The organism is Erysipelothrix sp. P66 (assembly GCF_038682365.1).
Taxonomy (GTDB): Bacteria; Bacillota_I; Bacilli_A; order Erysipelotrichales; family Erysipelotrichaceae; genus Erysipelothrix; species Erysipelothrix piscisicarius.
This window is the reverse complement of the sequence record NZ_CP152290.1, coordinates 18,380-41,879: the sequence shown is the minus strand read 5'-3', so window position 1 is coordinate 41,879 and position 23,500 is coordinate 18,380. Positions and strand designations below refer to the sequence as shown.

The 23,500-nt window shown below is 35.7% G+C and carries 20 protein-coding genes; 6 read left to right on the top strand and 14 right to left on the bottom strand.

What is annotated here, in order from left to right; genetic code table 11:
* The first annotated feature begins 27 nt into the window (after positions 1 to 27).
* Together AAG186_RS00175 and AAG186_RS00170 are read left to right on the top strand one after the other, a co-directional pair.
* Entirely contained in the window at positions 28 to 1,221 is a 1,194-nt protein-coding gene (locus AAG186_RS00175) for a helix-turn-helix transcriptional regulator (protein ID WP_342621715.1), read from the top strand.
* Positions 1,222 to 1,331: 110 nt separating this feature from the next.
* Positions 1,332 to 2,555, top strand: coding sequence for an MFS transporter (locus AAG186_RS00170; protein ID WP_342621713.1), 1,224 nt, complete (start codon positions 1,332 to 1,334; stop codon positions 2,553 to 2,555).
* Positions 2,556 to 3,284: 729 nt separating this feature from the next.
* On the opposite strand, the gene AAG186_RS00165 is transcribed toward AAG186_RS00170, so the two are convergent.
* The 4 genes from AAG186_RS00165 to AAG186_RS00150 form a co-directional block, all read right to left on the bottom strand.
* Positions 3,285 to 4,397 carry a cation diffusion facilitator family transporter gene (locus AAG186_RS00165; RefSeq protein WP_342621711.1) on the bottom strand — a complete coding sequence of 371 codons (1,113 nt, stop codon included), beginning with the start codon at positions 4,395 to 4,397 and terminating at the stop codon, positions 3,285 to 3,287.
* A 17-nt stretch (positions 4,398 to 4,414) separates the two neighbouring features.
* Positions 4,415 to 5,254, bottom strand: coding sequence for a VOC family protein (locus tag AAG186_RS00160; protein ID WP_342621709.1), 840 nt, complete (start codon positions 5,252 to 5,254; stop codon positions 4,415 to 4,417).
* 67 nt (positions 5,255 to 5,321) lie between these two features.
* Positions 5,322 to 5,741, bottom strand: a complete 420-nt coding sequence (locus AAG186_RS00155) for a Fur family transcriptional regulator (RefSeq protein WP_342621707.1) — start codon at positions 5,739 to 5,741, stop codon at positions 5,322 to 5,324.
* A 12-nt stretch (positions 5,742 to 5,753) separates the two neighbouring features.
* Entirely contained in the window at positions 5,754 to 6,380 is a 627-nt protein-coding gene (locus tag AAG186_RS00150; protein ID WP_342621705.1) for a YigZ family protein, read from the bottom strand.
* A 79-nt stretch (positions 6,381 to 6,459) separates the two neighbouring features.
* Here AAG186_RS00150 and AAG186_RS00145 point away from each other — a divergent pair, with 79 nt between their 5' ends.
* Entirely contained in the window at positions 6,460 to 7,329 is an 870-nt protein-coding gene (locus AAG186_RS00145) for a DegV family protein (protein WP_342621703.1), read from the top strand.
* A gap of 53 nt (positions 7,330 to 7,382) precedes the next feature.
* Complete coding sequence (locus AAG186_RS00140; RefSeq protein ID WP_342621701.1) at positions 7,383 to 8,237, top strand: DegV family protein; 855 nt, start codon at positions 7,383 to 7,385, stop codon at positions 8,235 to 8,237.
* Between the two features lie 69 nt (positions 8,238 to 8,306).
* On the opposite strand, the gene AAG186_RS00135 is transcribed toward AAG186_RS00140, so the two are convergent.
* From AAG186_RS00135 to AAG186_RS00105, 7 genes are read right to left on the bottom strand one after another with little or no spacing between them, the layout of a single operon-like run.
* Positions 8,307 to 10,598, bottom strand: a complete 2,292-nt coding sequence (locus AAG186_RS00135; RefSeq protein ID WP_342621700.1) for an ABC transporter ATP-binding protein/permease — start codon at positions 10,596 to 10,598, stop codon at positions 8,307 to 8,309.
* A gap of 47 nt (positions 10,599 to 10,645) precedes the next feature.
* On the bottom strand, positions 10,646 to 11,779 hold the full coding sequence (locus AAG186_RS00130; RefSeq protein ID WP_161636909.1) for an ABC transporter permease: 1,134 nt from the start codon (positions 11,777 to 11,779) through the stop codon (positions 10,646 to 10,648).
* On the bottom strand, positions 11,763 to 12,614 hold the full coding sequence (locus tag AAG186_RS00125; RefSeq protein ID WP_342621699.1) for an ATP-binding cassette domain-containing protein: 852 nt from the start codon (positions 12,612 to 12,614) through the stop codon (positions 11,763 to 11,765). The genes AAG186_RS00130 and AAG186_RS00125 overlap by 17 nt, the downstream gene beginning before the upstream one ends.
* 57 nt (positions 12,615 to 12,671) lie before the next feature.
* Positions 12,672 to 13,568, bottom strand: coding sequence for a tRNA (adenosine(37)-N6)-dimethylallyltransferase MiaA (gene miaA / locus AAG186_RS00120; protein WP_161636907.1), 897 nt, complete (start codon positions 13,566 to 13,568; stop codon positions 12,672 to 12,674).
* Positions 13,565 to 15,322 carry a DNA mismatch repair endonuclease MutL gene (gene mutL, locus AAG186_RS00115; RefSeq protein WP_342621696.1) on the bottom strand — a complete coding sequence of 586 codons (1,758 nt, stop codon included), beginning with the start codon at positions 15,320 to 15,322 and terminating at the stop codon, positions 13,565 to 13,567. The genes miaA and mutL overlap by 4 nt, the downstream gene beginning before the upstream one ends.
* Positions 15,315 to 17,822 (bottom strand): DNA mismatch repair protein MutS, encoded by a 2,508-nt coding sequence (gene mutS / locus AAG186_RS00110; protein ID WP_200548992.1) that lies wholly within the window; start codon positions 17,820 to 17,822, stop codon positions 15,315 to 15,317. Before mutS ends, mutL begins: the two co-directional genes overlap by 8 nt.
* Positions 17,819 to 19,384 (bottom strand): PTS transporter subunit EIIC, encoded by a 1,566-nt coding sequence (locus AAG186_RS00105; RefSeq protein WP_244660383.1) that lies wholly within the window; start codon positions 19,382 to 19,384, stop codon positions 17,819 to 17,821. Before AAG186_RS00105 ends, mutS begins: the two co-directional genes overlap by 4 nt.
* A 41-nt stretch (positions 19,385 to 19,425) precedes the next feature.
* Here AAG186_RS00105 and AAG186_RS00100 point away from each other — a divergent pair, with 41 nt between their 5' ends.
* Complete coding sequence (locus AAG186_RS00100) at positions 19,426 to 20,637, top strand: FtsW/RodA/SpoVE family cell cycle protein (RefSeq protein WP_125163856.1); 1,212 nt, start codon at positions 19,426 to 19,428, stop codon at positions 20,635 to 20,637.
* 40 nt (positions 20,638 to 20,677) lie between these two features.
* On the opposite strand, the gene AAG186_RS00095 is transcribed toward AAG186_RS00100, so the two are convergent.
* A complete protein-coding gene (locus tag AAG186_RS00095; protein WP_342621692.1) occupies positions 20,678 to 21,460 on the bottom strand; it encodes an NAD kinase in 783 nt (260 codons plus the stop codon).
* A 42-nt stretch (positions 21,461 to 21,502) separates the two neighbouring features.
* Here AAG186_RS00095 and AAG186_RS00090 point away from each other — a divergent pair, with 42 nt between their 5' ends.
* Entirely contained in the window at positions 21,503 to 22,048 is a 546-nt protein-coding gene (locus AAG186_RS00090; protein WP_125163854.1) for a CYTH domain-containing protein, read from the top strand.
* On the opposite strand, the gene AAG186_RS00085 is transcribed toward AAG186_RS00090, so the two are convergent.
* Both AAG186_RS00085 and recR read right to left on the bottom strand, forming a co-directional pair.
* A complete protein-coding gene (locus AAG186_RS00085; RefSeq protein ID WP_161636901.1) occupies positions 22,011 to 22,889 on the bottom strand; it encodes a hypothetical protein in 879 nt (292 codons plus the stop codon). The genes AAG186_RS00090 and AAG186_RS00085 overlap by 38 nt on opposite strands.
* A 9-nt stretch (positions 22,890 to 22,898) precedes the next feature.
* On the bottom strand, positions 22,899 to 23,489 hold the full coding sequence (gene recR, locus AAG186_RS00080; protein ID WP_161636900.1) for a recombination mediator RecR: 591 nt from the start codon (positions 23,487 to 23,489) through the stop codon (positions 22,899 to 22,901).
* Between the last annotated feature and the right edge of the window lie 11 nt (positions 23,490 to 23,500).

Genomic DNA, 23,500 nt, shown 5'->3' with positions numbered 1-23,500 from the left:
TAGAATGAATTTAAAGGGGGTAATACGATGCTTGGAACACTATTAAGAAATGAACGACTCAAGCAAAACATGAGTCAACAAGCCCTTTGCGAAGGAATCTGTTCGGTGTCTTATCTGTCTAAAATCGAATCAAACACCGTTACACCGAGTTATGAAATATTTGATTTACTGTTTGATTGTTTAGGAATTAATTTAGTTCGAGATCAATCAAAAATTGAACTGTTTTTATCCGGTTTTAATTCCCTTTGGAATGATTATCTGGCATATACGACTCCAACAGTCCCTAAAGAATTAGAAAGCCTTGCAACAGAGTGCTTATACTCTCATCAAACAATTAATGCACATATTCTGCTTTATTATTCCACAAACGACGCTCAATACCTTAATCGTCTCAAGGATTTTGAAGCGCTGTTTTCTGTTGATCAACACCTTGCTTACACACTTGCTTATTCTCAAACATTGAATTCAGAAGGTCAAATACAGTATTTACTTCATGCAACGGGAATTGATCACTACGGTATTATTCACCAAGAACTCGGCGTTGCTTACTATATTACAGGACTTTATTACAGCGCGATTGAAACACTTAGTCACGCATACGAACGTTTTTCACAACAAGGTAACGTTAAAGGGATGTATTTGAGCTCGTTTACGATGGGATCATCCTATGCGAATTTAACTTACACAAGTCCTGATCAGTTAGATATGATGGAATTTTATTATAATCGCGGATTAAAGCTCAATCGTTATCTCAAAGATCCTAACGCTTCAAGTTCAATAAACTACAACCTCGGTGCGACGTATTTATTAATTGGGGATTCCACAAAAGCTCAACTACATCTCACCCGTGCGTATGAACACACCCAAAGCGAAACATTACAACATACTGAACTAAACACATTAATTCTCCAAAAGTTGTGTCTTCTAAACATTTTCCAAAACAAACGAGATCTAGCACAAAACCATTTCGATCAACTGGAAAAGCCAACAGATTCACTCTCTAAAACTGTCTACGCCTTACTCGATTTTATGTTAGAAAATCCAAACTATATTCATCAGAAAGAATATGAAACGATTTTAATAATGTGTAAAGATACCGCAAATCTTCAAGCTCATCACGGCTATGTTCTTATGTATGTGAAATTTCTCATTCAGTACTACAAAGCCAATCGTCTCTATAAAAAAGCACTCGCACTTACAAGCGAGTTCAAGATTTCTTAATTTCTCTTCATTATTGTCTAAAATGAGTTAAAATCACATCAAAATTTCCCAATATCAACCTCTTACATCTTTTAAACAAAACGTGTTTAATTAAAGTAGGAGGTTTTTCTATGCATAAACCATTATGGAATCAAAACTTTATTCGCGTATTTTTAGGTACAATTTTCTCAGAAATGGGTGGTATCGGACTTAACCTTGCCCTCAGCTTAGTAATCTTTGACCAAACACAATCGACTTTACTTTCAGGAATCTTTGCAGCACTCTCTATGATCCCTAATTTAATACTTCCACTTGTAATTGGACCCCTTATTGACCGTAAGAACCCACTCAAAGTTCTCATAACAAACGAATCGACCTTACTTATAGTCTTTATTTTTGCTGGACTGTACGTCCATTTCTTTTCGTTTAATTACTACTCGTATTTATTTATAATCCTTGCGATTAGCTCGCTTGGAAATATTTCCGCAATTGCATCACAATCCATCATTCCTCAAATCATTCACCCGGAAAATTTTTCTAGAGGTAATGCGATTCTTAATACAATTCATCCTTTATGCAGTGTAATCGTTACACCCATCGCTATGATCCTGTACCGCAATTTTGGTCTGGATTTTATATTCTTCGCATATGCCCTTCTAACGCTTATTGATGTACTTATTGAGTATCAGATAAATGCGAAATTTGACTATATTCATTCTGACAAAACGAACTTAAACGATTTATTTAATGACCTGGATGAAGGTCTACACTATCTCAAATCAGATCGCGCACTTCGTTCAGTATTCATGTTCTTTGCACTTGTTATTTTCTCAAGTGCTTCATCAACTTTAATGTACCCTTTCTTCATGTCGAGTCCTTCTTTAAATGAAAATCACTTCGCTACACTGCAATCCCTCGCAAGTCTTGGTTACCTAATTGGTGGATTGATCCACAGTATAGTTATTTTTAAAGATAACCATCGTTATACAATCGCAGTTTCTGTCTACGTTCTTTTTATCGTACTCGAAAGTATTTTCTATTTTGTCTCTTTTCCATTTATGGTTCTGATTCGCATGACACTTGGCGTATTGGGTATGAACAGTGCAAACATTCGAATAAGTTCTGTCCAAAAGCATGTCCCTGCACAATACCGTGCTAAGGTTAATTCCTTTTTCATCATTCTTATTTCAGGATCTGGCATGTTTGGTCAAGTCGTGTTTGGTGCTCTAGCAGAATACTTTCCGATTCCTCAAATTCATCTTTTTGCACAGCTATTCTACCTACTTGCATTGTTTATTTTTATACTTCCTCAAAAAAATAAGGTTAAAGATTTCTATAATTATAGTACGAACTAACTTACAACAATGTAAGGTCGATGTAAGTAAATTCAATGGCGAAAATTTCAATATTTTTCTATGATATTTATAGAAGGAGTTGATACTTTGAATACATTACTTAGCTCAATAAGTTATTTTAAAGATTTATTACCACTCATCAATCCGCTCATTGCTTTACTCGGATTTCATTGTTTTCTGGCCTCAAAAAATAGACGGATTATGCTTTACAAACTCTTAATTGGTAGTACTCTTGTGTTTATACTTAATGCATTATTCAATGCTTTCGTCGTAGCACCGCAATATCAAGTTCATACAAATCTATGCATTACACTTTTCTTAATCTTTATACTTTTATATCTGTATGAATATTTTATTACTGAAAAATATCCAACATTTCAATTAATTGGTTGGTTCCTGTTACCATGCGTACTCTTTTTGATTTTCAAGTTTATTGAAGACGCTGGTATCATTCTCGCATTTTTAAGTATTCTCTATATTTTTAGAGACTCTTCTTATAATCAGTTATTCGGGTGGTTCATACTCACTTTGATACTATCAATCTTAATGAATCCCTTTTATTCTTTAAGCATCTTATTCTTTCCCCTATCTAAAATTAGAAAGTACGACTCACTTCGAACATTTATTTCTTCACTTTTTCTTATATATCCACTCACACTTTGGTCAATTAGCATCTTCGCTACATTTTTCTAAAAAAAAAACGTCCGGGTTATGTAACCAAGACGTTTTTTAAATTAATTGATCTGTATCCATCGTAATTTCTAATTCGTAATGAATTCCTTCACTTCGTAAATACGCCGTAATTTCTTGTTTAATGCGATCAGGTTCATGTTTTAATCCATCACACAGAACAATTTCAAATCTTAGTACATGATTAATTATACGTAAATCATGAAACTTACATCCCTCGCAGGATTCCTTCAAGTAAGTTTTTATCACACGTTGTATGTTTAGAATCTCTGGGCTATCCATATCCAAAGGATCGAGATGTATTACTAAGTCTATATTTGTTTCCTTCTTTATTTCGCGCTCAATCGCATCAATAATATTATGAGCTTCAATTAATGATAACTTAGCATCGACTTCCACATGCACAACACCATAAACATGAAATGTACCATAGTTATAAATCATCACATCGTGATATCCTTCAATCTGCGGGTTGTCACATAGAATTTGTTTAACCTTTAATAATGTATCCGTATCCGGTCTACTACCCAGAAGCTCATTCATAAACTCTCGAAGCATTGTGATTGATGAATAGATTATAAATAATGCAATGATAATCGCAAGATACGTATCGATCCTCAGATTTAAATAATATTGAATAAAAAGTGCAAATAAAATCGAGCTGGTAATAAATACATCATTACGACTATCTTTTGCATTCGCAACCAACACCTCAGAATCAGCTTCTTTAGCTTTCTTTGAATAATATAAAGACATTCCTAACTTCACAATAATAGATATCACTAATACAACCACCATAGCCTTACCCATTTGCATAGGCATCGGATTTAAAATATCCTTTACGGATGATTTAATGATATCTACACCTAAGTAGAGCATGATGATGGATATCACAAAGCCACTGATGTATTCAAAACGTTCATGCCCATAAGGATGCTCCTTATCTGCAGGCTTTGCGGCAATTTTAAATCCAACAATCGTGATGATTGACGACAAACTGTCTGATAAATTATTGATTGCATCCGCAAGAATCGCAAAACTATGCGATAAAGTACCAACGATTAATTTTAAAGTAAAAAGAATCAAGTTACAGATTATTCCCACAATACCTGCCTTGATTCCAATCACATTTCTGTTTTCTAAGTTTTTCATATACCTATTATATCATATTAAATTTTCTCAAAGATAATGTTTATGTGAAATGGATCGATGATTTCAAAATGATTCGCATCTAAGTCCACAATCTTCTCACCGGCTTGAATAAGTTCTTCCCTATAGGTCACAAAGGAAGGTGTCGAAATCGTAAAGGATTCCATACCACTTGTGTTTTCAGGTAAATCCGCAATATTAGGTCCTGCCCATTCATTAATCCCAATGTGATGATGATACCCATCACGTGAGACAAAAAGTGCCTTTTGCATTTCCGTTTTAAGTTCAAAACCTAATCGATTCAAGTAAAAACCACGAGCACTCTCGATGTCTGATACTTGGAGATGAACATGTCCTAAGATAGTATGTTCAGGCATTCCACTCCATGATTGAGGATGAGCAATACGCATGAGCCCCTCAACATCCACACTTCTTGTTCCCCCAATAATCGTTCCATCATTATTGATGATCCATGATGATCGCGGACGATCCGCATAAACTTCAATCCCGTTTCCTTCGGGATCATTGAGATAGATAGCCTGAGAATAAAGATGATCCCCAAGTCCTGTAATTGGTTGTTTTAAAGCAACCAGGTGTTTAATGAATTGCCCAAGATACGCTTCCTCTGGCAATAAAAATGCCATATGATAAAGTCCGCTGTAATTTTGATTAGGTTTTTCATAACGATTGGAAGTCTTTAATGTGAGTAACGGAATGTGATCAATTCCTAAAACAACGTTCTCTTTATGTTGATTTAGAACTGTAAGCCCTAATGTTTTTTCGTAGAAAGATTGCATTGATTCAATGTCTAAAACTTTAAGTACGACGTTTTTGATTGATATATTGTTTAATGTTTTCATAGCTTCACCTCTGTTAACATATTACTACACTATGTTATAAAAGAAAGGATTATGCATAAAAAAAGTGCTAAGCACTTTTTTGACACTCTGGACATAACCCGTAGAGTTCTAATTGATGTCGATCGATAATATACCCGCTATCACGCGCAACTTTACCTTCATAATCTCCAAGTGGACATCCCTCAATAATTGTGATGGTTCCACATTGGGTACAAATAAGGTGATGTTTATGAATATGTCGTTTATAGTCATATACACTTTGCGATGGCTCAAGTGGCACTGTCTTGGTTATAATATTTTTTTGTTCAAAGACATCCAAAACACGATAAATCGTGGATAAGTCCATGTATTCTCCAACCGCATCCAATGATTCGCGAATTTGATTGATTGTGATAGGTGTATTACTATCTTTTAAAATCGTTAAAATCGCTTCACGTTGACGTGTTGATTTTATGCCATGATGATTTAATTCTGTTTTGATATCCATAATCAAGACCTCCTAAATAAACTCAATTGACTCTTTAATAATACTCTTACTTATAGTTCCACGTGTTAAATCATTTAACGGTTCCAATAACATTGGATCGGTAACACATATCTGATAGCGTGCTAAGGAATCATAGTTACGATCCAAAACAGTACCCACACTTGTAATGTGCAATTCCACCTCGTTAATAAACTCGTAGGGAAATGAGAGATCCATCGTATATACCTTTTGAGGTGCTAGCAATTTCGCTTCTTCAAGAGTAAGAGAGACCGTTGAACCGTAAGCTCTAATCAAACCGCCTACACCAAGTAAAACCCCGCCATAATAACGCACCACAACCGCAATTACCCCTTCAAGCTTATGACCACGAAGGACTTGAAGCATGGGTAAGCCTGCTGACGATGCGGGTTCGCCATCATCATTTGATCGTTCGATCTCACCCGTTCGATAAGCACTACAATGATGCGTAGCTTTAGGATGCATTTTTTTGATTGATTTTAAATATGCCTTCGCTTCTTCTTCAGAATTAATTGGCGCTAAAAATCCAATAAATTTAGATTTATTGATTTCTTGTTCCGCAATTACTTCCGATTGAATTGTTATATAGTCTAATTGTTCCATGTATGTATTATAAATCATTTTGGTTCTTTCATAAAGGAATATAATAGTTTGACATTCAAAGTATTATATTCTATAATGCTCTCATCGGAGGATATGTATGAAAAAATTAGCGATTGTATGTGATTCATCAGTATGTTTCACACCAGAAGAAATTAAAAAGTATAACGTTTTTATTGCACCATTAACTTTAATCCACAACAACACTGAGTACTTAGACCAAGAAACTATCTCAAAAGAAGAGGTACATGAATTACTCTCAAAGAAAGAAAAGATTATGACTTCTCAGCCTAATCTTGGTTCATTAATCAATCTTTTTGAAGCAATACGTGATGAAGGGTACGAGCAAATTCTTGCGGTAACACTTTCTTCAAATCTATCAGGGACTTATAGTGCATTTAATCAAGCTGCATCACATATAGAAGGATGCGAAATTCATGTTGTCGACTCATTTACCTTAGGGGGTCCGGTCCAACAAACCGTAAAACTTATAAGAGCTATGGAACTTAACGGCGTGTCAATCGATGAGATGATAACACGAATCAATACATTTTTATTACGCACCGAGTCATTTGTATATCCACAAAACTTAGATCAATTACGTGTTAGTGGACGAATTTCAAAACATGCTGCGACTCTTGCATCACTTTTAAAAGTTAAACCCCTTCTATATCTTGAAAACCATGGTTTAACCATCGAAAAATTTGGAACTGCGCGTACAGAAACTAAGATTTTCGAACTGTTGATTAACCATATGAAGGAACAAGGCGTTACACCTGAGTCGTATGATTTTTATTACTTACACAGCGACGCGAAAGAAATAACAACACGCCTTCGTGATGCAATTTCTGAATCCTTTGGTACTCATGATGCATATATTATGGACTTACCGGCTGCTGTCGCAACGCACGCGGGTCTTGGAACTGTCGCAATTCAATGGATTCCTAAAACCGATAAATATATCAAGTGAGGTCGTATGCCTTTCATTATTAGTGTATAATGATAGTACTTGGAGGTTGTATTATGAAAACTGCGGTTATTGTCGATAGTAGTAGTAATTATTATAATGAAAATATCGAAATGGATGGTCTTTTCGCGATACCCTTACAGATCATCAATGAGGACGATGCTTCACTTGAAAGTGTTGAGATTTCAATTGATCAGGTTAATGCCCTCATGAGGGAAAACATCATGCTTCAAACATCACTACCAGCTCTTGGCATGATTGAAGACTTATTTAGAGAGATTAAAGCTAAAGGATACGAGCGAATTCTTGCGATACCTATTACCACTGGAATCTCTGGTACTATTGGCGCAATGAATACAGCTGCCCAATTTGTCGATATAGAATTTGTTTTCATTGATTGTTTTACAGCTGCATCAATTGAACTTGATTGTGCACTCGCTGCTCGAAAACTTCTTGATCAAGGATATGATATTCCTGAAATCAAAGAACGTATTGATGTGGCCCTCAATAATGGTAACACGTTTATTATTCCTGATGATTTGGCGCATCTGTCACGAGGTGGAAGACTTTCCCCTCTTGCCGCAAAACTTGGTGGTTTTCTAAAAATTAAACCAATACTTCATCTCAATAAAGACACTAAAGGAATTATTGAACCCTTTGATAAAGTTCGAACGATGTCCAAAGCAATTGATCGTGTAATTGAAGCGATGCGAGAAGCTGGTGTTGATGAAAATTATAAAATTACGATTGTGGATGTGGATGCAAAGGATGAGCTTAATAAAGCTGTTAAGAAATTTGAAGAAGCATTCCCAAACACAGAAATCTATGTTACTGAGTTAATTTCAACAGTAAGTGTTCATGTTGGAATTGGATCTCTTGCATTTCAATATATGAAAAAAATCGAAGTCTAGAAGACTTCTTTTTTTTAGAATTAGTGTTTTTAACGCAAAAAAGGACATCCATTTGAGGATGTCCATTTATTATTCGCTTCTTAAAGCAATAACTGGATCTTTCTTAGCAGCCATTCTTGAAGGGATTACGCCCGAAATGGATGTAAGGATAATACTAATAATGATTAAAATCACAGCGTGTAAAGGATTAACTACAGCAATATTCTCTGTTTTCGTTAAGTTATAAATAATCGCATTAATTGGGAAGGTTAATAGGTATGTTACCACAATACCCAATGTACCTGATACAAATCCAATCAAGAACGTTTCAGCATTAAACACACGTGAAATATCTTTTTTACGCGCTCCTAAACTACGAAGCACACCAATTTCTTTTGTTCGTTCAATTACGGATACATAGGTAATGATTCCAATCATCAATGATGAAACCACTAGAGAAATTGATGAGAAACCAATTAATACATATGAAATCGTATTAACAACTGTTTCCATAACACCGGTAATCATCTCTGACATATCACTATATGTAATCTTATCAGCATCTTTTTTATCTGTATTATAGGCATCAAGATGTGATCGAATCTCCTTTTTAGCTTCAAAGTCTGCAGGAATGATTGAAATGTTTCGTGGTAATGAAGAGGATCCGAGTTCCTCAAGTTGATCTTGATAAAGTGCATCGGCTTCTTTAAATGGATGCCCTTCAAATCCCATTCCAGAAACAACGCTGTATTCTTTACCTACTTCTTTTTGTGCTTTAACTACTTCTGAATCTGTAGAATCTTTAATGAATGATTTTACTAAGTCAGAACGGTAATATAAACCTGGTTGATACATTTGGAACGATGAATCTTCTTTTTGTCTCATAACACCAACAATGGATAATGTCTTCGCTTTATCACTTCCGTAGATTGTTTCGTAATTTTGTTGACTAGCTTCTCGATAAAGTCCAAATTCATCTTTAACAAAATAATCATTATTTTGAATTAACTTAAATTCTTGACCTACTAAGGACTTTAGATCGACTTTATCCTCTAAATCACCCAGTCCAAGTTCTTTAACCGTTTCTTTTGCAATTCGGTTATAGTTATCAACAACTAAAATCATTTCGTTATCGCCTTTAGGCATACGACCTTCAAGAATATCGTATTGATTGTTATTGAAGTCTTCATTATCAAGTAACTCTCCCATGTGGGATGAACTTGATTGAACATGTACATACTTATCACCTGATTTACGAATCATATTCATATTCGCTTTATGAATATATTGTATCGAAATATATTTATCGGAATCGAGTTTATTAACATGGTCAATATATTCTTGAGTAATATTGTTTGTAATGACATTTGTTTGAACTTTAGGTTCATATATTTGAAGTTTAGAATCTGTAGGGAATTCGTTCATGTCAGTAGTATCTTCTGTAACTACAGGACCTGAGAAATCAAAATCAGATGATCCGATTGTAATTGGTGATGTAGCTAATGTATCGGACTGCATTTTATTAATTGAATTTGATAACCCTGAAGAAAGTGCAAGAATTAATGCAATACCAATGATTCCAATGCTTCCGGCAAAACTTGTAAGAACCGTTCTCCCCTTTTTGGCCCACAAGTTTTTTCCACTTAGACCCAATGCTGTCATATAAGGCATTTTCGTACGTTTACGCTTCGCAAGTTTTTCACTATTTATATCTGCATCAAAAGGATTACTGTCACTTATAATTTGCCCGTCCAACAATTCTACAATTCGATTGCTGTATTCATGCGCAAGCTCTGCATTATGAGTAACCATGATAACAAGACGATCTTGAGCAATTTCTTTGAGTAAATCCATGATAATAACACTGGTTTTACTATCAAGTGCTCCCGTGGGTTCATCGGCTAGAATAATTTCAGGATCATTAACAATCGCACGCGCTATTGCAACGCGTTGCATTTGTCCACCTGACAATTGATTCGGTTTTTTATTAATATGATCGATTAATCCAACTTTTTCTAAAGCAGTACGAGCACGTGACTCCCCTTCTTTTTTTGAAATTCCGGATAATTTTAATGATAGTTCAACATTTTGAAGAACCGTAAGATGCGGAATTAAGTTATAGGATTGAAAAACAAAACCTACAGAGCTGTTCCGATATGAATCCCAGTCACGATCTTTATAGTTTTTCGTTGAGATTCCTGAAATATTAAGATCCCCACTCGTATAACGATCAAGTCCACCTATTATATTCAACATCGTTGTCTTCCCACATCCTGAAGGACCGAGAATTGAAACGAACTCGTTTTTTCTAAATGTTAAAGAGACGCCCTTGAGCGCTTCTACTTCACCATATCTTTTGGTTATTTTATCTAATTTTAACATTTTATTTTCACCTCTAATGTATTAACACAGTAATACATTAGAGGTTATTAGTCAATCTTTTTCGTATCATTGTCAAAAATAAACTTCTCACTGTAGTACTTCGAGTACTCAAAAACGAGTGTAAAAAAACCAATGGCCGTCGCAAATGAAAATGCAATCTCGTAGATGCTGACATCATAGACAAGCACACGAAGAGGGAGAAACAACATGCTAAATAGTGGTGTTAGGGACAAATAGACACCCCAACCTTCGGTCATATGATAACGTGTATTGAGAAAAATCGATAGATAGTAAATACATAACATTAAAAAGTATAGCGGACCATGAACACTACCTGCTTCTTCAATGGATCGAATACGAACTGCAAGTACGAGTAGGATGATTTGAATCGTTGCAATTCCAACCATTAGAATTAAAAAGGCACATCCAATATTAATAAAATCATTCTGTGATAAGTTTAAGTTCTTTATGATATCAATAAATGTTTGTCCCTCAAAATCAAGAATACCAAGTGTTTGTAATAAATCGACCAACCCCTCACCTTGATCATATGTCTGACGCATGCATACCCAAAAACTAAAAATAAGTGCAAGACTTGTGAGTTGAATTGTCATCATCATGAGTCCAAGAATTACTTTAGTAACAAAATATGTTTTCACATGAATCACCGAACATACCATCTCTAGGACGTTGGAAGTTTTCTCCATAATAACCTCACTCATTGCGGAAGAACTTAAAGAGGTAATTAAGAAATATAAGGTTGTAAGAATTGAAAAGACAATTTCAAGATTAAGATTATTCTTGGCGGTAGTCTTGTATAAAATCACTGGCTTCTCATGACTCCCATTTTCATAGCTATCAATAATCAAGCCTAATGTACTCTTCTCGGTCGGACTTAAGGGTGTTTCCGTTTGGATTGTATAAACGCCTTCTTTTTTTGTAATTAGAACTGAAGCTTCATCATCATATTTTATGATTTTTTCGAATCCATCAGCAAAACGTTCCCAATCAATATCGATGGTTTTAATGGGTGTTGGTTCTGAAACACTGGGTAAAAGAATCGCTAAAATTTTATCACCAAAAAGCAAGCATCCCATCACGGTAAATACGATTGCATAAAATAGGATGGTAGCCCGATTCAGCATGCGTCGCTTAATTGAAAACTTAATGAGTGTCTTCATAGGTAGTTTCCACCATTTCTTTTAAAGAAATTGAATCAACGATAATTTTTTCAACGCATCGATTCTCAATTAAATTTGGAAGTATAGTTTTTAAAATGTCCTTATTATGAATAATCAGATACACCTTGTCCTCTACAACTTTAAAGTCTAAGCCAAGATGTCTGATATCATAAAACTGTTCCTTTTCCACGATTAGATATGTTATCGCTGCATCCCGCTTTAACGCTTTGAGTGATCCATATTTCATCATTTTCCCGTTTTTTAAAATTAGAACGTAATCGGAGACCTCTTCGACCTCTTCATATTGATGGCTTGAAATTAGAATTGATTTTCCTTTTTTCGCCAGTTTACGAAGTAATCCTTTAATCAGTCTCATATTGTGGATATCCAAACCACTGAGTGGTTCATCCATTATGATTGTTTTGGGATCGTGAATCAGCCCACATAGAATTTGTACTTTTTGCTGGTTCCCTTTAGAAAGTGTCATGATTTTAGATTTGAAATAGATTTCAATTTCCAAATACTTCATCCAATATTCCAAACTTGACCGTATTTCATTAAGTTCCATACCATGCAATTGCGCATAGAGTTCTAAATGCTCTTTTACTGTAATATCCTTATACAGCGAACGATTTTCCGGAATATATCCGATGTTAGTAACATAAATATTTCCTGAATCTTTCTGAATTAGACCTGTAATTGTCTTAAACAGCGTCGATTTACCACTTCCGTTAACCCCCAACACAGCGAGAATTTCACCGTCATTGATTTCGAACGAGATATCTTTGATTCCTCGTTTGTTCTTATAAAGCTTCGTTAACTGTTCAACTTTCATAGTACACCCCTCTAATAGATGTGCACTCTTTAAATTTTGACCTAAAAAAAAGTGGATCTACCACTTTTTTAAATCATTTAGCACGAACTCTAACGGATTACTGTTAAAAATATCAATCCATGTACTTTCAGTTTGATGCTTAAACCAGGTAATTTGACGCTTTGCCAATCTTCGGGTGTTTTTTTTAATGGATTCTTGAACTTCATCTAACGTACTATTCCCCTGGAAATAATCTACGAACTCTCGATACCCTATCGATTGCATGCTTTGCATCGTGAATAACTCAGGATACTTCGAATAAAGTTCAGTCACTTCTTCCAAAAGTCCTTGTTGCATCATTATATCAACACGAGCATTTATTCGGTCATAAAGTCTTGAACGCTCCCCTTGCAAGAAATAGATTCTAGCATCATAAAGACGTGTTTTTCCCCTATTCTCATTAACATCCGCTTTGGTCAAATTCGCACTCTTGACCATTTGTAAAGATCGAATAAGACGCTTTCGATTGTTGACATGAATTTTTTCTGCAGTAACTGGATCAATTTCTAATAGTTCATTCAGTAAATCTTGGTTGGATAACGTTTCATCAATTTGAGGAAGGTGAACCTCCTCATTAAATCTATAATCATTAAGCAATGCATTAATATAGAGCCCTGTTCCACCTACCACAATTGGTGTTTTACCTCTACTTAATATTAAGTCAATCGCTTCTCGAGCTTCTTTTTGAAAACGTGCAACATGATATGCGTCCGTAATGGAAACAATATCAATGAGATGGTGCGAAATTCCATCTTGTTCCTTTTCGGTTGGTTTTGCACTGCCAATATTGAGTTCTTTATAAACAGCAACGGAGTCGGCACTTATAATTTCTCCATTAAGTTCTTTGGCTAATGAAACTGCCAAGCTCGATTTTCCGGATGCTGTTACACCGGCAATGACGATTACTTTTTTCATCGTTTAAACTCCTTGATGAGTTGTTTATGCTCAACTGTAATAAATGTTGGTCGACCATGTGGACAATGAAAGGGTTGATCACACGCTCTCAGTTGTCGCACCAACTCCGTCATCTCATCCATAGACATATATTCATTAAATCGAACTGAAGAATGACATGCTAACGTAGCCAAAACATTTCGTCGTAAGTCTTCTTCACGAATTGTTCGTTCATCTTCAAACATATCCAAAACTTCGTGTATAAACTCCGAAACGATTTTTTCCTCGATCCATAAAGGTGTACTTCTTAATACAAATGCATCATCACCAAACACTTCCAACTCAAGTTGAAATTCTTTAAGAATCTGATTAATCTCGTGAACACGACCAATAATTGGCTTACGTCCTTCGATTATTAGAGGTATTAAAAAATCTTGTGTAGGGTTGTTTTGATTTAACATTTTATTTTGATAATATTCATACCGTACACGCTCCATTGCAGCATGCTGATCAATGATATACAGGCCTTGATCGCCTTGAGCTAAAATATAACATCCACTCATTTGTGATAAGACGGTAAGGGGTTCGATTCTTTCAGATACCTCCAAAGGTTCAATTTCTCGGGGTTTAAAGTCTGAAAGTGGCAATGATTCAGGCAGATAATCAGGCACATAGACTTTTTTGGGTTCTTCAATCAACGGTTCAAAACGTGGTAGTGGTTCACCAAGCAGGTCTTCTTTTATATCTGTTTGAACGGGTGGTTGCGTGGGAAAGGTAATGCGTTGTGGACGCATATGTTGATCTAAAATTGATGAAAAACAGTCCTGAATCAGTTCCACAAGAACATTATCTTTTGATAAACGAATTTCCCACTTGCTTGGATGTACGTTCACATCCACTAATTGAGGATCAACGTGAATATTCATCACAACAATTGGGTAGCGATCAGTAGGCATATGACGGCGATAACCATCAACGATTGCTTTTTGAATCTTAGGGAATCGAATCATACGATTATTAATATAAAGCCAAATTGAATATCGGTTTGCGCGATTATGTTGAGGGAGCGCCATAATTCCATCAATTTTGAAATCGTAATTTTCAGCATTAAAAAGTTTCGTGTCTTGAGTCACTTGAGCACCATAAACACGATGAAAAACATCCGCTATATCATTCCGGCCATAACTTCTAAAACTTATTTTACTTTCGTTATAAAGGGTAAATGATATGTGTGGATTTCCCATAGCAAACTTTTGAATTGTATCAAGGATGATTGATGTTTCATAATGGATGTTTTTGATATGCTTCAACCTTGCAGGTGTTTTAAGGAATAGACTTGAAACAGATATGGTTGTTCCTTGATTGCGAGCTGCTCGCTCTTTAACCTTTTTTACTCCATTATCAATAATAATGCGATGACCTTCAGTACCGTCATTTGATAACGCTTCAACATGACTTACTGAAGCAATCGATGGTAATGCTTCACCCCTAAATCCAAAAGAAGCAATCGCATTAAGATCGAGGACACTATTAATTTTTGATGTTGAGTGACGTTCAAATGCTTGTGATAAATCATCACCGCTCATTCCATCACCATTATCACTGACCTCAATAAGGCCCATCCCACCTTCAACAATACGCACCTCAATACTTGTAGCATTCGCATCAATTGAATTTTCTACAAGTTCTTTAATAATACCCGCAGGACGTTCTACAACCTCTCCAGCAGCAATCATATTCGTTAGATGTGTATCCAGTACTTTTATTTTATTCATCGCCCTTGTCCTCAATGATTGATTTTAATTCAGAAAGAACCATGAGTGCTTCAATTGGTGTTAATTGGTTAACATCAAGGCTCTGCAATTTATTTTTTACGACACTATATCCCTGCGGTTCTACTTCTACCGTAACAACCTTAGAATCAATATCTAAACGGCTTTTGGACAATTCAAGAACCTCTAAATTGTGTTTAGCACGTTCAATGATACTTTGAGGTAAATGAGCCAAACGCGCTACATTAATCCCATACGACTTATCCGCACGTCCATCAATGACTTTATAGAGGAACGTCACTTCATCGTTTTCTTCATGTACTTCCACATGAATATTTTTAATCCCCTCATACATCGATTCTAACGTCACTAATTCATGATAATGCGTTGAGAAAATTGTGCGACTTTGAATTGAATTATTGATATACTCGATAATTGCCTGAGCTAGTGCCATTCCGTCATATGTTGACGTTCCTCGTCCAATTTCATCAAAAAGCACTAAGGAATGTTTGGTAGCACGCGAAAGTGCTGCTTGAGCCTCCATCATTTCAACCATAAATGTTGACTGTCCCATTAAAATATCATCACTTGCACCCATTCTTGTAAAGATTTGATCTACAAGGCTGAGTGTCATGCTTTCACACGGAACATAACATCCAATTTGCGCCAAAATAACATTAAGTGCGACCATTCTCATATAGGTACTTTTACCACCCATATTGGGTCCCGTTAAGATTAGAGTATTACGGGTTGCATTCATTAATACATCACTTGCAATATACTGGTGATCTTTTAATGTTGATTCTAAAACTGGATGCTTTCCGTTTTTAATATCTAACTCACTCCCGGATACAAATTCTGGACGTTGATAACCTGGTAAAGCAGACACTTCTGAAAGTGAGAGCAAAGCGTCCATGAGCGCTATCGATGATCCAATATTATGGATTTCCGTTGAAAATTGTGAAATATATTGAGTAACAGAATCAAACAACTCATGTTCAATTTCTAAAATACGTTCACTGGCTTGGCTTGTTTTTAATTCATATTCTTGTAATGCTTCACTAATGTATCGTTCAGCATTTGTTAAGGTTTGCTTTCGAATATAACCAAACTCTTCACGAACATTCTCAATTTGGCCTTTACTAATTTCAATGTAATATCCAAAAGCACGGGTATAACCCACTTTTAAGTTCTTAATGCCCGTTCTTTCGCGTTGTTCCGCCTCAAAATTAACAAGCCATTTCTTCCCATTTTTTGATAACTCTAAAAGTTCATCAAGTTCAGAATGAATCCCTTGTTTGAAGGTTCTCCCTTCTTTAAGTGCAACCGGCGCATCGTCTAAAATATGTGTATCAAGTACTTGATACGCATCCTGAAGAGGGTTGATCTGCATAAAGTTAAAACAGTCAATACCGTCCACTACTTCTTGTATTCGTTTGAAGGTACCGAGTGTTTTTTTAAGACGTACAAGATCCTGTGCATTATGCTTTGCGGTTGATAAGCGTGCAATAACGCGATGAATGTCATAAGTTTCTTTTAAACATTGAGAAAGTGCATCCGCAAGAAGATAATCTTCGATAAGTGTCTCAATTTGAATGTGTCGCTTATTGATGGAATCAACGCTCACCAATGGTTGCATCAACATTTCTTTAAGTGCGCGTGCTCCCATGTTTGTTTTAGTATGATTAATAAAGTGGAATAGGGATAATTCTTTTCCCTTTTGATGGTCAATGAGTTCGAGATTCGTCATTGTAGCATAATCCATACGTAAATATGCTTCATCATTAAGCACTACAACTTCTGATAAATGATTCAAACTACGCTTATGTGTATAAATGAGGTATTGAATTAACCGTGCTTGTGTTTTACAAATTGTTGGATCTTGATGTTGAACATCTTCTGCTAAGTCTTCTTGATATGAAATATAGATTTCGGTTTTACTTTTAATTTCATTTAGAATTTTAGAATCAAAATGTTCAGAAACAACAATTTCTTTTACTTGAAATTGTTGGAGTACTTTAATAATTTCAACAAAATCATTCATGACACGAATTGCACGTAGATTTCCTGAAACGATATCGCAACTGACAATCGTTGCATACACTAAATCGAGCGTTATTGAAGCAATTTCGCGCGTTTCGTTATCATCCATTTCAAAATATGTTCCTGGCGTTACAATCTCAACAACATCACGCTTAACAATCCCTTTTGCGTTTTTAGGATCTTCAACTTGTTCCACAATTGCTACTTTGTACCCTGCGGACACTAATTTTTGAATATAACCTTGCGCCGCGTGATGTGGAACACCACACATTGGGGCCTTTTGATCCTTTCCAGCTGAACGCGCTGTTAAAACAAGATCCAAGACTTTTGATGCTGTGATAGCATCTTCAAAGAACAATTCATAGAAGTCTCCCAAGCGATAAAACACCAACGCATCATTGGTGTTTTTCTTTATGTCCATATATTGTTGTAACATTGGTGTTAATGTTGCTTGTGTCATTCTTCAGCATCCTCTTCCGCTTTAGGAAGTGTATCAAGATGACGATTTACCGCACGTTGCAACATATACGATGAGGATCCTACAGAAAGTGTAAAACCTTGTCGAGTCTCAACGATACGAGTAACCCCTTGTCGGTGTAATCCTGAAACATTTAATTCATCACGATCACGGAGCGCAACATGGATATGCGTTGGTGTGCTTGAAATCGCTTCAATATTTTCAAGGCCTCCCAATCGTTCAATAAAATCATTAACACGTTCTTTTTTACTTCCAATATTTAAGACATCAATTGCCATTCTACTATAGTAGAAACGGGTCATCGCAAAGTAAATAATAAATGTAATAATACCAACTAATAAAATAATCATAATTTTATTAAACATTACTGTATTTCTCATAAGACCAATAAAATCGATAAGGTTTCCCGGTGTTGCACTTGTCAACGTTCCCAAATACGAGAAGCCTACGGTTGCTCCAAATCCAACAAGAATCGCATAAATAAATGCGGTCATAAAGAGATGGAAGAAATATAGAATTGGACTTGTTAAAAGCATTAACAACTCAACTGGGAAGATAATTCCCCCGAGCATTGATGTTAGAATTACAATAACGAAGAGTGAAATGTTTTTCTTTAAAACTTTTTTATTGGAGATTGTTGAAACAACTGCAAGCAGATAACCTGGAATCGCAAATAGATTAAGCACATAGTATGCACTCGTATAGCGTCCAGCACCACTAATCATATTTAGACCCTCTTTAAGTTGAGCCGTCCAAATATTGGCATCCCCTACAAACGTTTCGCCTCCAATATTCATCCAGGACCCCCCAAGAGATCCAAGCCATATTTCTTGATGCATCATCGTTTGAATGTTCCCAAGTGTTAGAAGTCGTTCTAACCCTCCGTATGCAAAAAGACTCATCGGATTATGAGAATCTGAAGATATAAATTTCAATGCATTGTAGATACCATCCACAAACATAGGCCATCCATATGCAAAAAGCGCCCCTACGATTGCAGATCCAATAATTGCATTTACTAATTTAAGTGTATCTTTATCTAAATAAGAAACTTGGGAGAAACCAGTTGTTTCTTTATGGCTTCGATAACAATATCGAACCACAAGGAGTACGGCTAAGAAGCCAAAAATTCCTGTTTTAAACAAACCATATGATTCGTTTCCAATTGTAATGTTTAAAATGTCTGAATACGCAGCTTTTGGTGATGTTGTTGGTGACAACAGCGTCATCACAACTAAGAACACTAAATATGAAATAAATCCTGTAACCACGACATTGGTTTCATCATTTCGATGCGTTAACAATTTAATAAAAACATACAGTGGAAAATATGATAAAATGATACCACCAGCATACAACAACAATTTCGATGCTGTAACAAATAGTGGACTGTTAAATTTAAATATCATTACGATATATGGGTTTGCTATGATAGAACCGATTGTAATCAAGAAACAACCCAAGAATAATGATTTCAATGGGAGTTGTAACTGTTCATAATATGTCTGAAGACGATTCATTTTGAGCACCTCTAACTTTTCCATTCTATTATACACTATTACATTCATTCGCAAAAGGAGGCACGATGAACAAATTTATAAATGAAAGCAAACGACACTTCACCCTTGATGTAACTTTAATTGTCTTACTCTTTGCACTCTTTGGAATAAGTCTTGTGGCAATTCATCTTGCAGCACCACTTATGAACCAAGATGGGGGCGTCAATTTAGTAATAAAACAAATTAGCTGGATTGTCGTAGGTCTTGGAGTCGTTGCTTTTCTACTCAAAATCGGCGTCGATCGTATCTTCACTGCAGTAGATATTGCCTATTGGATTTTAATGGTATGTCTACTCGGTCTTGTTATAGCACGTGTTCTATCTTCTCGATTCGGTATTCACATACCCTTCGCTGCAGAAATAAATGGGACGCATGCTTGGTATTCTATTCCGGGTATTGGTTCCTTCCAACCGAGTGAATTTATGAAAATCGTACTCGTAATTAAAACCGCCAATACTATTCATGAACATAATACATTGAAAACTGAATATTCATTTAAAAGTGATTTTGAATTAATCTATAAAATGATTAAATATGTTCTTCCACCCTTTATCTTGATATTTCTACAACCTGATACTGGGGTTCCAATTGTTATTCTTGTCAGCCTCGCTACGATGTTCTTCCTATCTGGTGTTCGACGCGAATGGATCATTGTTATTGTTGGTCTTGCACTTGGACTGCTACTGGGTATTGTTTGGCTTTATTACAATAATCAAGAGTTACTCAATACCATTTTGGGTGGTGGTGCAACGCATTATCGTCTCACCCGTTTCTATGGTTGGCTCGATTATGAGAAGTATCCTCAAACATATGGATACCAACTCTTCCAAGCACTGTTATCACTTGGTACTGCAGGTCTTACAGGTCATCCCTTAGGATCTGTAATTGCTCAGTTCCCAGAACCTCAAACTGACTTTATTTTCGCCGTTATTTCGCAAAACTTTGGGTTTCTCGGTGCATCTTTAGTTGTTATCTTATCATTTGCCTTTGATATAAAACTTGTGATAAATACACTAAGAAGTAATTTATCTAAAGAACGATATATGATGATGGGAATCATTGGAATGATTGTGTTCCAGGATTTACAGAATATCGGTATGATTCTAGGCATCCTGCCAATTACCGGAATTACCTTACCCTTTATATCTTATGGAGGATCATCTCTTGTTTCCTATATGATACCCATTGCTGTCGCACTGCATATGTACAGCGAAACCATTAATTTACACAAACACTAAAAAAGAAGGAAGGACTTTAGGGTCACTCCTTCTTTTCTTTTTAAAATAAAGCATTCAATCGTTGAATATGCGGAATATCATTAAACCGCGCAAAACGCATCACTTTTGGATAGCTAGAAATTCTAATCTCATGAATACCATCTAAATGCTTATGAAGGTGATCATAACATAATAATGCATGATCGAATGAATCACTTTTTAGAATTATTTTAGAGTCCGGTTTCATAATCAAAGGCGAATCCAAACTGCGTGCATATCGATGATGAATTCCAGATATTTCGGTTAGTTGTAGTAAATCTAATCCTGGGAAAATAACGGCACCACCGATGGAACGATTATATGCCGTCGAACCATATTGCCCAGAGATACAAACACCATTCCCTCTAAATGTCTCGAAATAACAATCATCAATGTAAATATCTAACGCTTGTGTTTTAACGATGTTTTCAACACGTATTTCATTTAGTGCACAAACATGGATTTCACGTGTATCGTTTATACAAAGTGCTTCAAGAATCCGTTTTTCTTCAATCACGGGTTCATTATGGATTACGTCTTTTATAAATTGATCCACACAATCTTTAGTATAGTCTGTGGAAAAACCCAACGTTCCCGAATGAATTCCAACGAAGGATACATCGTCAATAATGTGAATCCAGTCATGAAACGCTTTTAAAAGTGTTCCATCTCCACCAACACAAATAATGAGTTCAGGATTCTGGTCATCAAATATAAAATTATTTTCCACAAGAGCATCGCGAATCTTCATGCAGATACCTTGTGACGCAGCATCACCACGTTGAACAAGTGTAAAACGTTTCATAATCCACTTCCTTTTCCTTTAGACTTATTGTACCATAGATGTATGAAACAACATCTCGAAATTGAATATAAAACTCAACTCACCCAGGACGAATTTAACCATATTTTGAATTCGTTCCCTTTTAAAGATCCTAAGTATCAAGAAAATACATACTATGATACACCGAAAGGTTCTTTATTTAAACAACACTCCATGTGCCGTATACGCACAATTGGTAGTATTCATGAGTTCACATTAAAAGTACCTCAAGAAGAAGGTGTATTGGAATACGAGGTTATTTTAAATGAAAAGTCACTTATGGATGAACGCATTATTGATTTTTTAAATGAAAAAGACATTGACGTAAATACGATGGAGGTCATCGCATTCAGTAATACAGTCCGCTATGAATACTCTGACATCTATGGTGTTTGGTGTTTAGATTATACCCGTTTTTTAAATAATTCCGATTATGAACTGGAATATGAACTTCATGAAAGCAATGAAAAAGCGTACCCGCACTACCTTGATACGCTTCAATTATTGGGGATTCAATATAAACCTTCAAAACCTAAATATCTACGAGCTCTAGATTCATCTGCTGAATAAGATCCTTGTATGATTGTGATGCTGTTTGATTTTTAATGCATAAAGAAATTGAGAACTTGAAATCTTCAAGTTCTTTTTTTATTACCCAGGAAATACCAAGCAAGGGATATATTTGATTCTTAAGGGATGAACAGGGCAATGATATGGATGCAGTTTTGTTTCCATAATAGGTATATCCAATCGGTCCGATTTTATACTTTTCTTGATTGGTAGAAATCATCGACTCCTGAATAAGCGTCCACTCCGTCCGAATGCTTGATAGGATATCTCTTAGACGTTGATGCTCGAGATCTTGAATAATGTCACGTTCGCTTAATTCATGTTTATGGACTTTGGTAAACCACTCATCCAGCCCAATTTCTAATCCTTTGTTTAGAAGATTCAATACGGTATTTTGGTCATCATCCTCAAGATAAGTAAATGATTCTAAACGTTTGGTAAGTTTAAAATCTACTTCATGGAGATAGATTGGTGCAGCAAAGAACTTGAGATCTTCGAGTTCGATGCTCTGAATTTGCTTTGGCACTTCATGATCTTTAGTACGGTTCAAAATTGCTTCTTCAAACATTTCAAATGAAGTATAGCCATTCATGGTTCCATACTGATCCCATGTTCGTTTTACACTCATGGTGCGCACTGTTTTTGCGCGACCATAACCAATAATCCCCTTTTCTTTCGTTTGAGGATGGATATAACGCTTGTCTAAGAAAAAAAGTAAGTCGCCAACATCAAACCGCTCAAAGCCTTTAAGACTGAGTCTCCAAAAATTTACGGTTTGATTTCCATTAATTCGATGATATTCAATCATCTTTTCATCGGAAATATATGCTATTGAGCTCATATGGACCTCCTATTTAACTTTACTGCGACCCTCAAAAGCTTTCATCAATGTCATATCATCTGCGTAGTCTAAATGACCACCAATTGGTAATCCAAAAGCTAAACGCGAAACATCTGCTTGATCTTCTAATTTTTTCGCCAGATAAAGCGATGTCATTTCCCCTTCAACGGTAGCATTGAGCGCTAATATAACTTCAGTTACGTTTTCATCAACACGATTAATGAGTGACTGAATATTCAAATTCTCTGGAAGAATCCCTTTTTGAGTAGAGATTAATCCCCCTAAGACATGATAAACACCGTGATATTCATTCATTTTTTCGATTGAAAATGCTTCCTTTGCTGTTGCGACAACGCAAATGATTGAACGATCACGCGTTTCATCTTGGCATATTTGACAAACCGCCTCATCCGCGAGGTTATGGCAAACTTTACATGATTGAATTTCATGCCGTGCGGTACTCAAATCTTGTGAGAATTTATCCACATCTTCTGGTTTTTGATCTAAAATGCTGAGTGCATAACGCTCAGCCGTCTTTTGTCCAACCCCAGGCAGCATCATAAACGATTCAATTAATTTTTCTAGTTTTTTAGGATACATTTATTGACAAC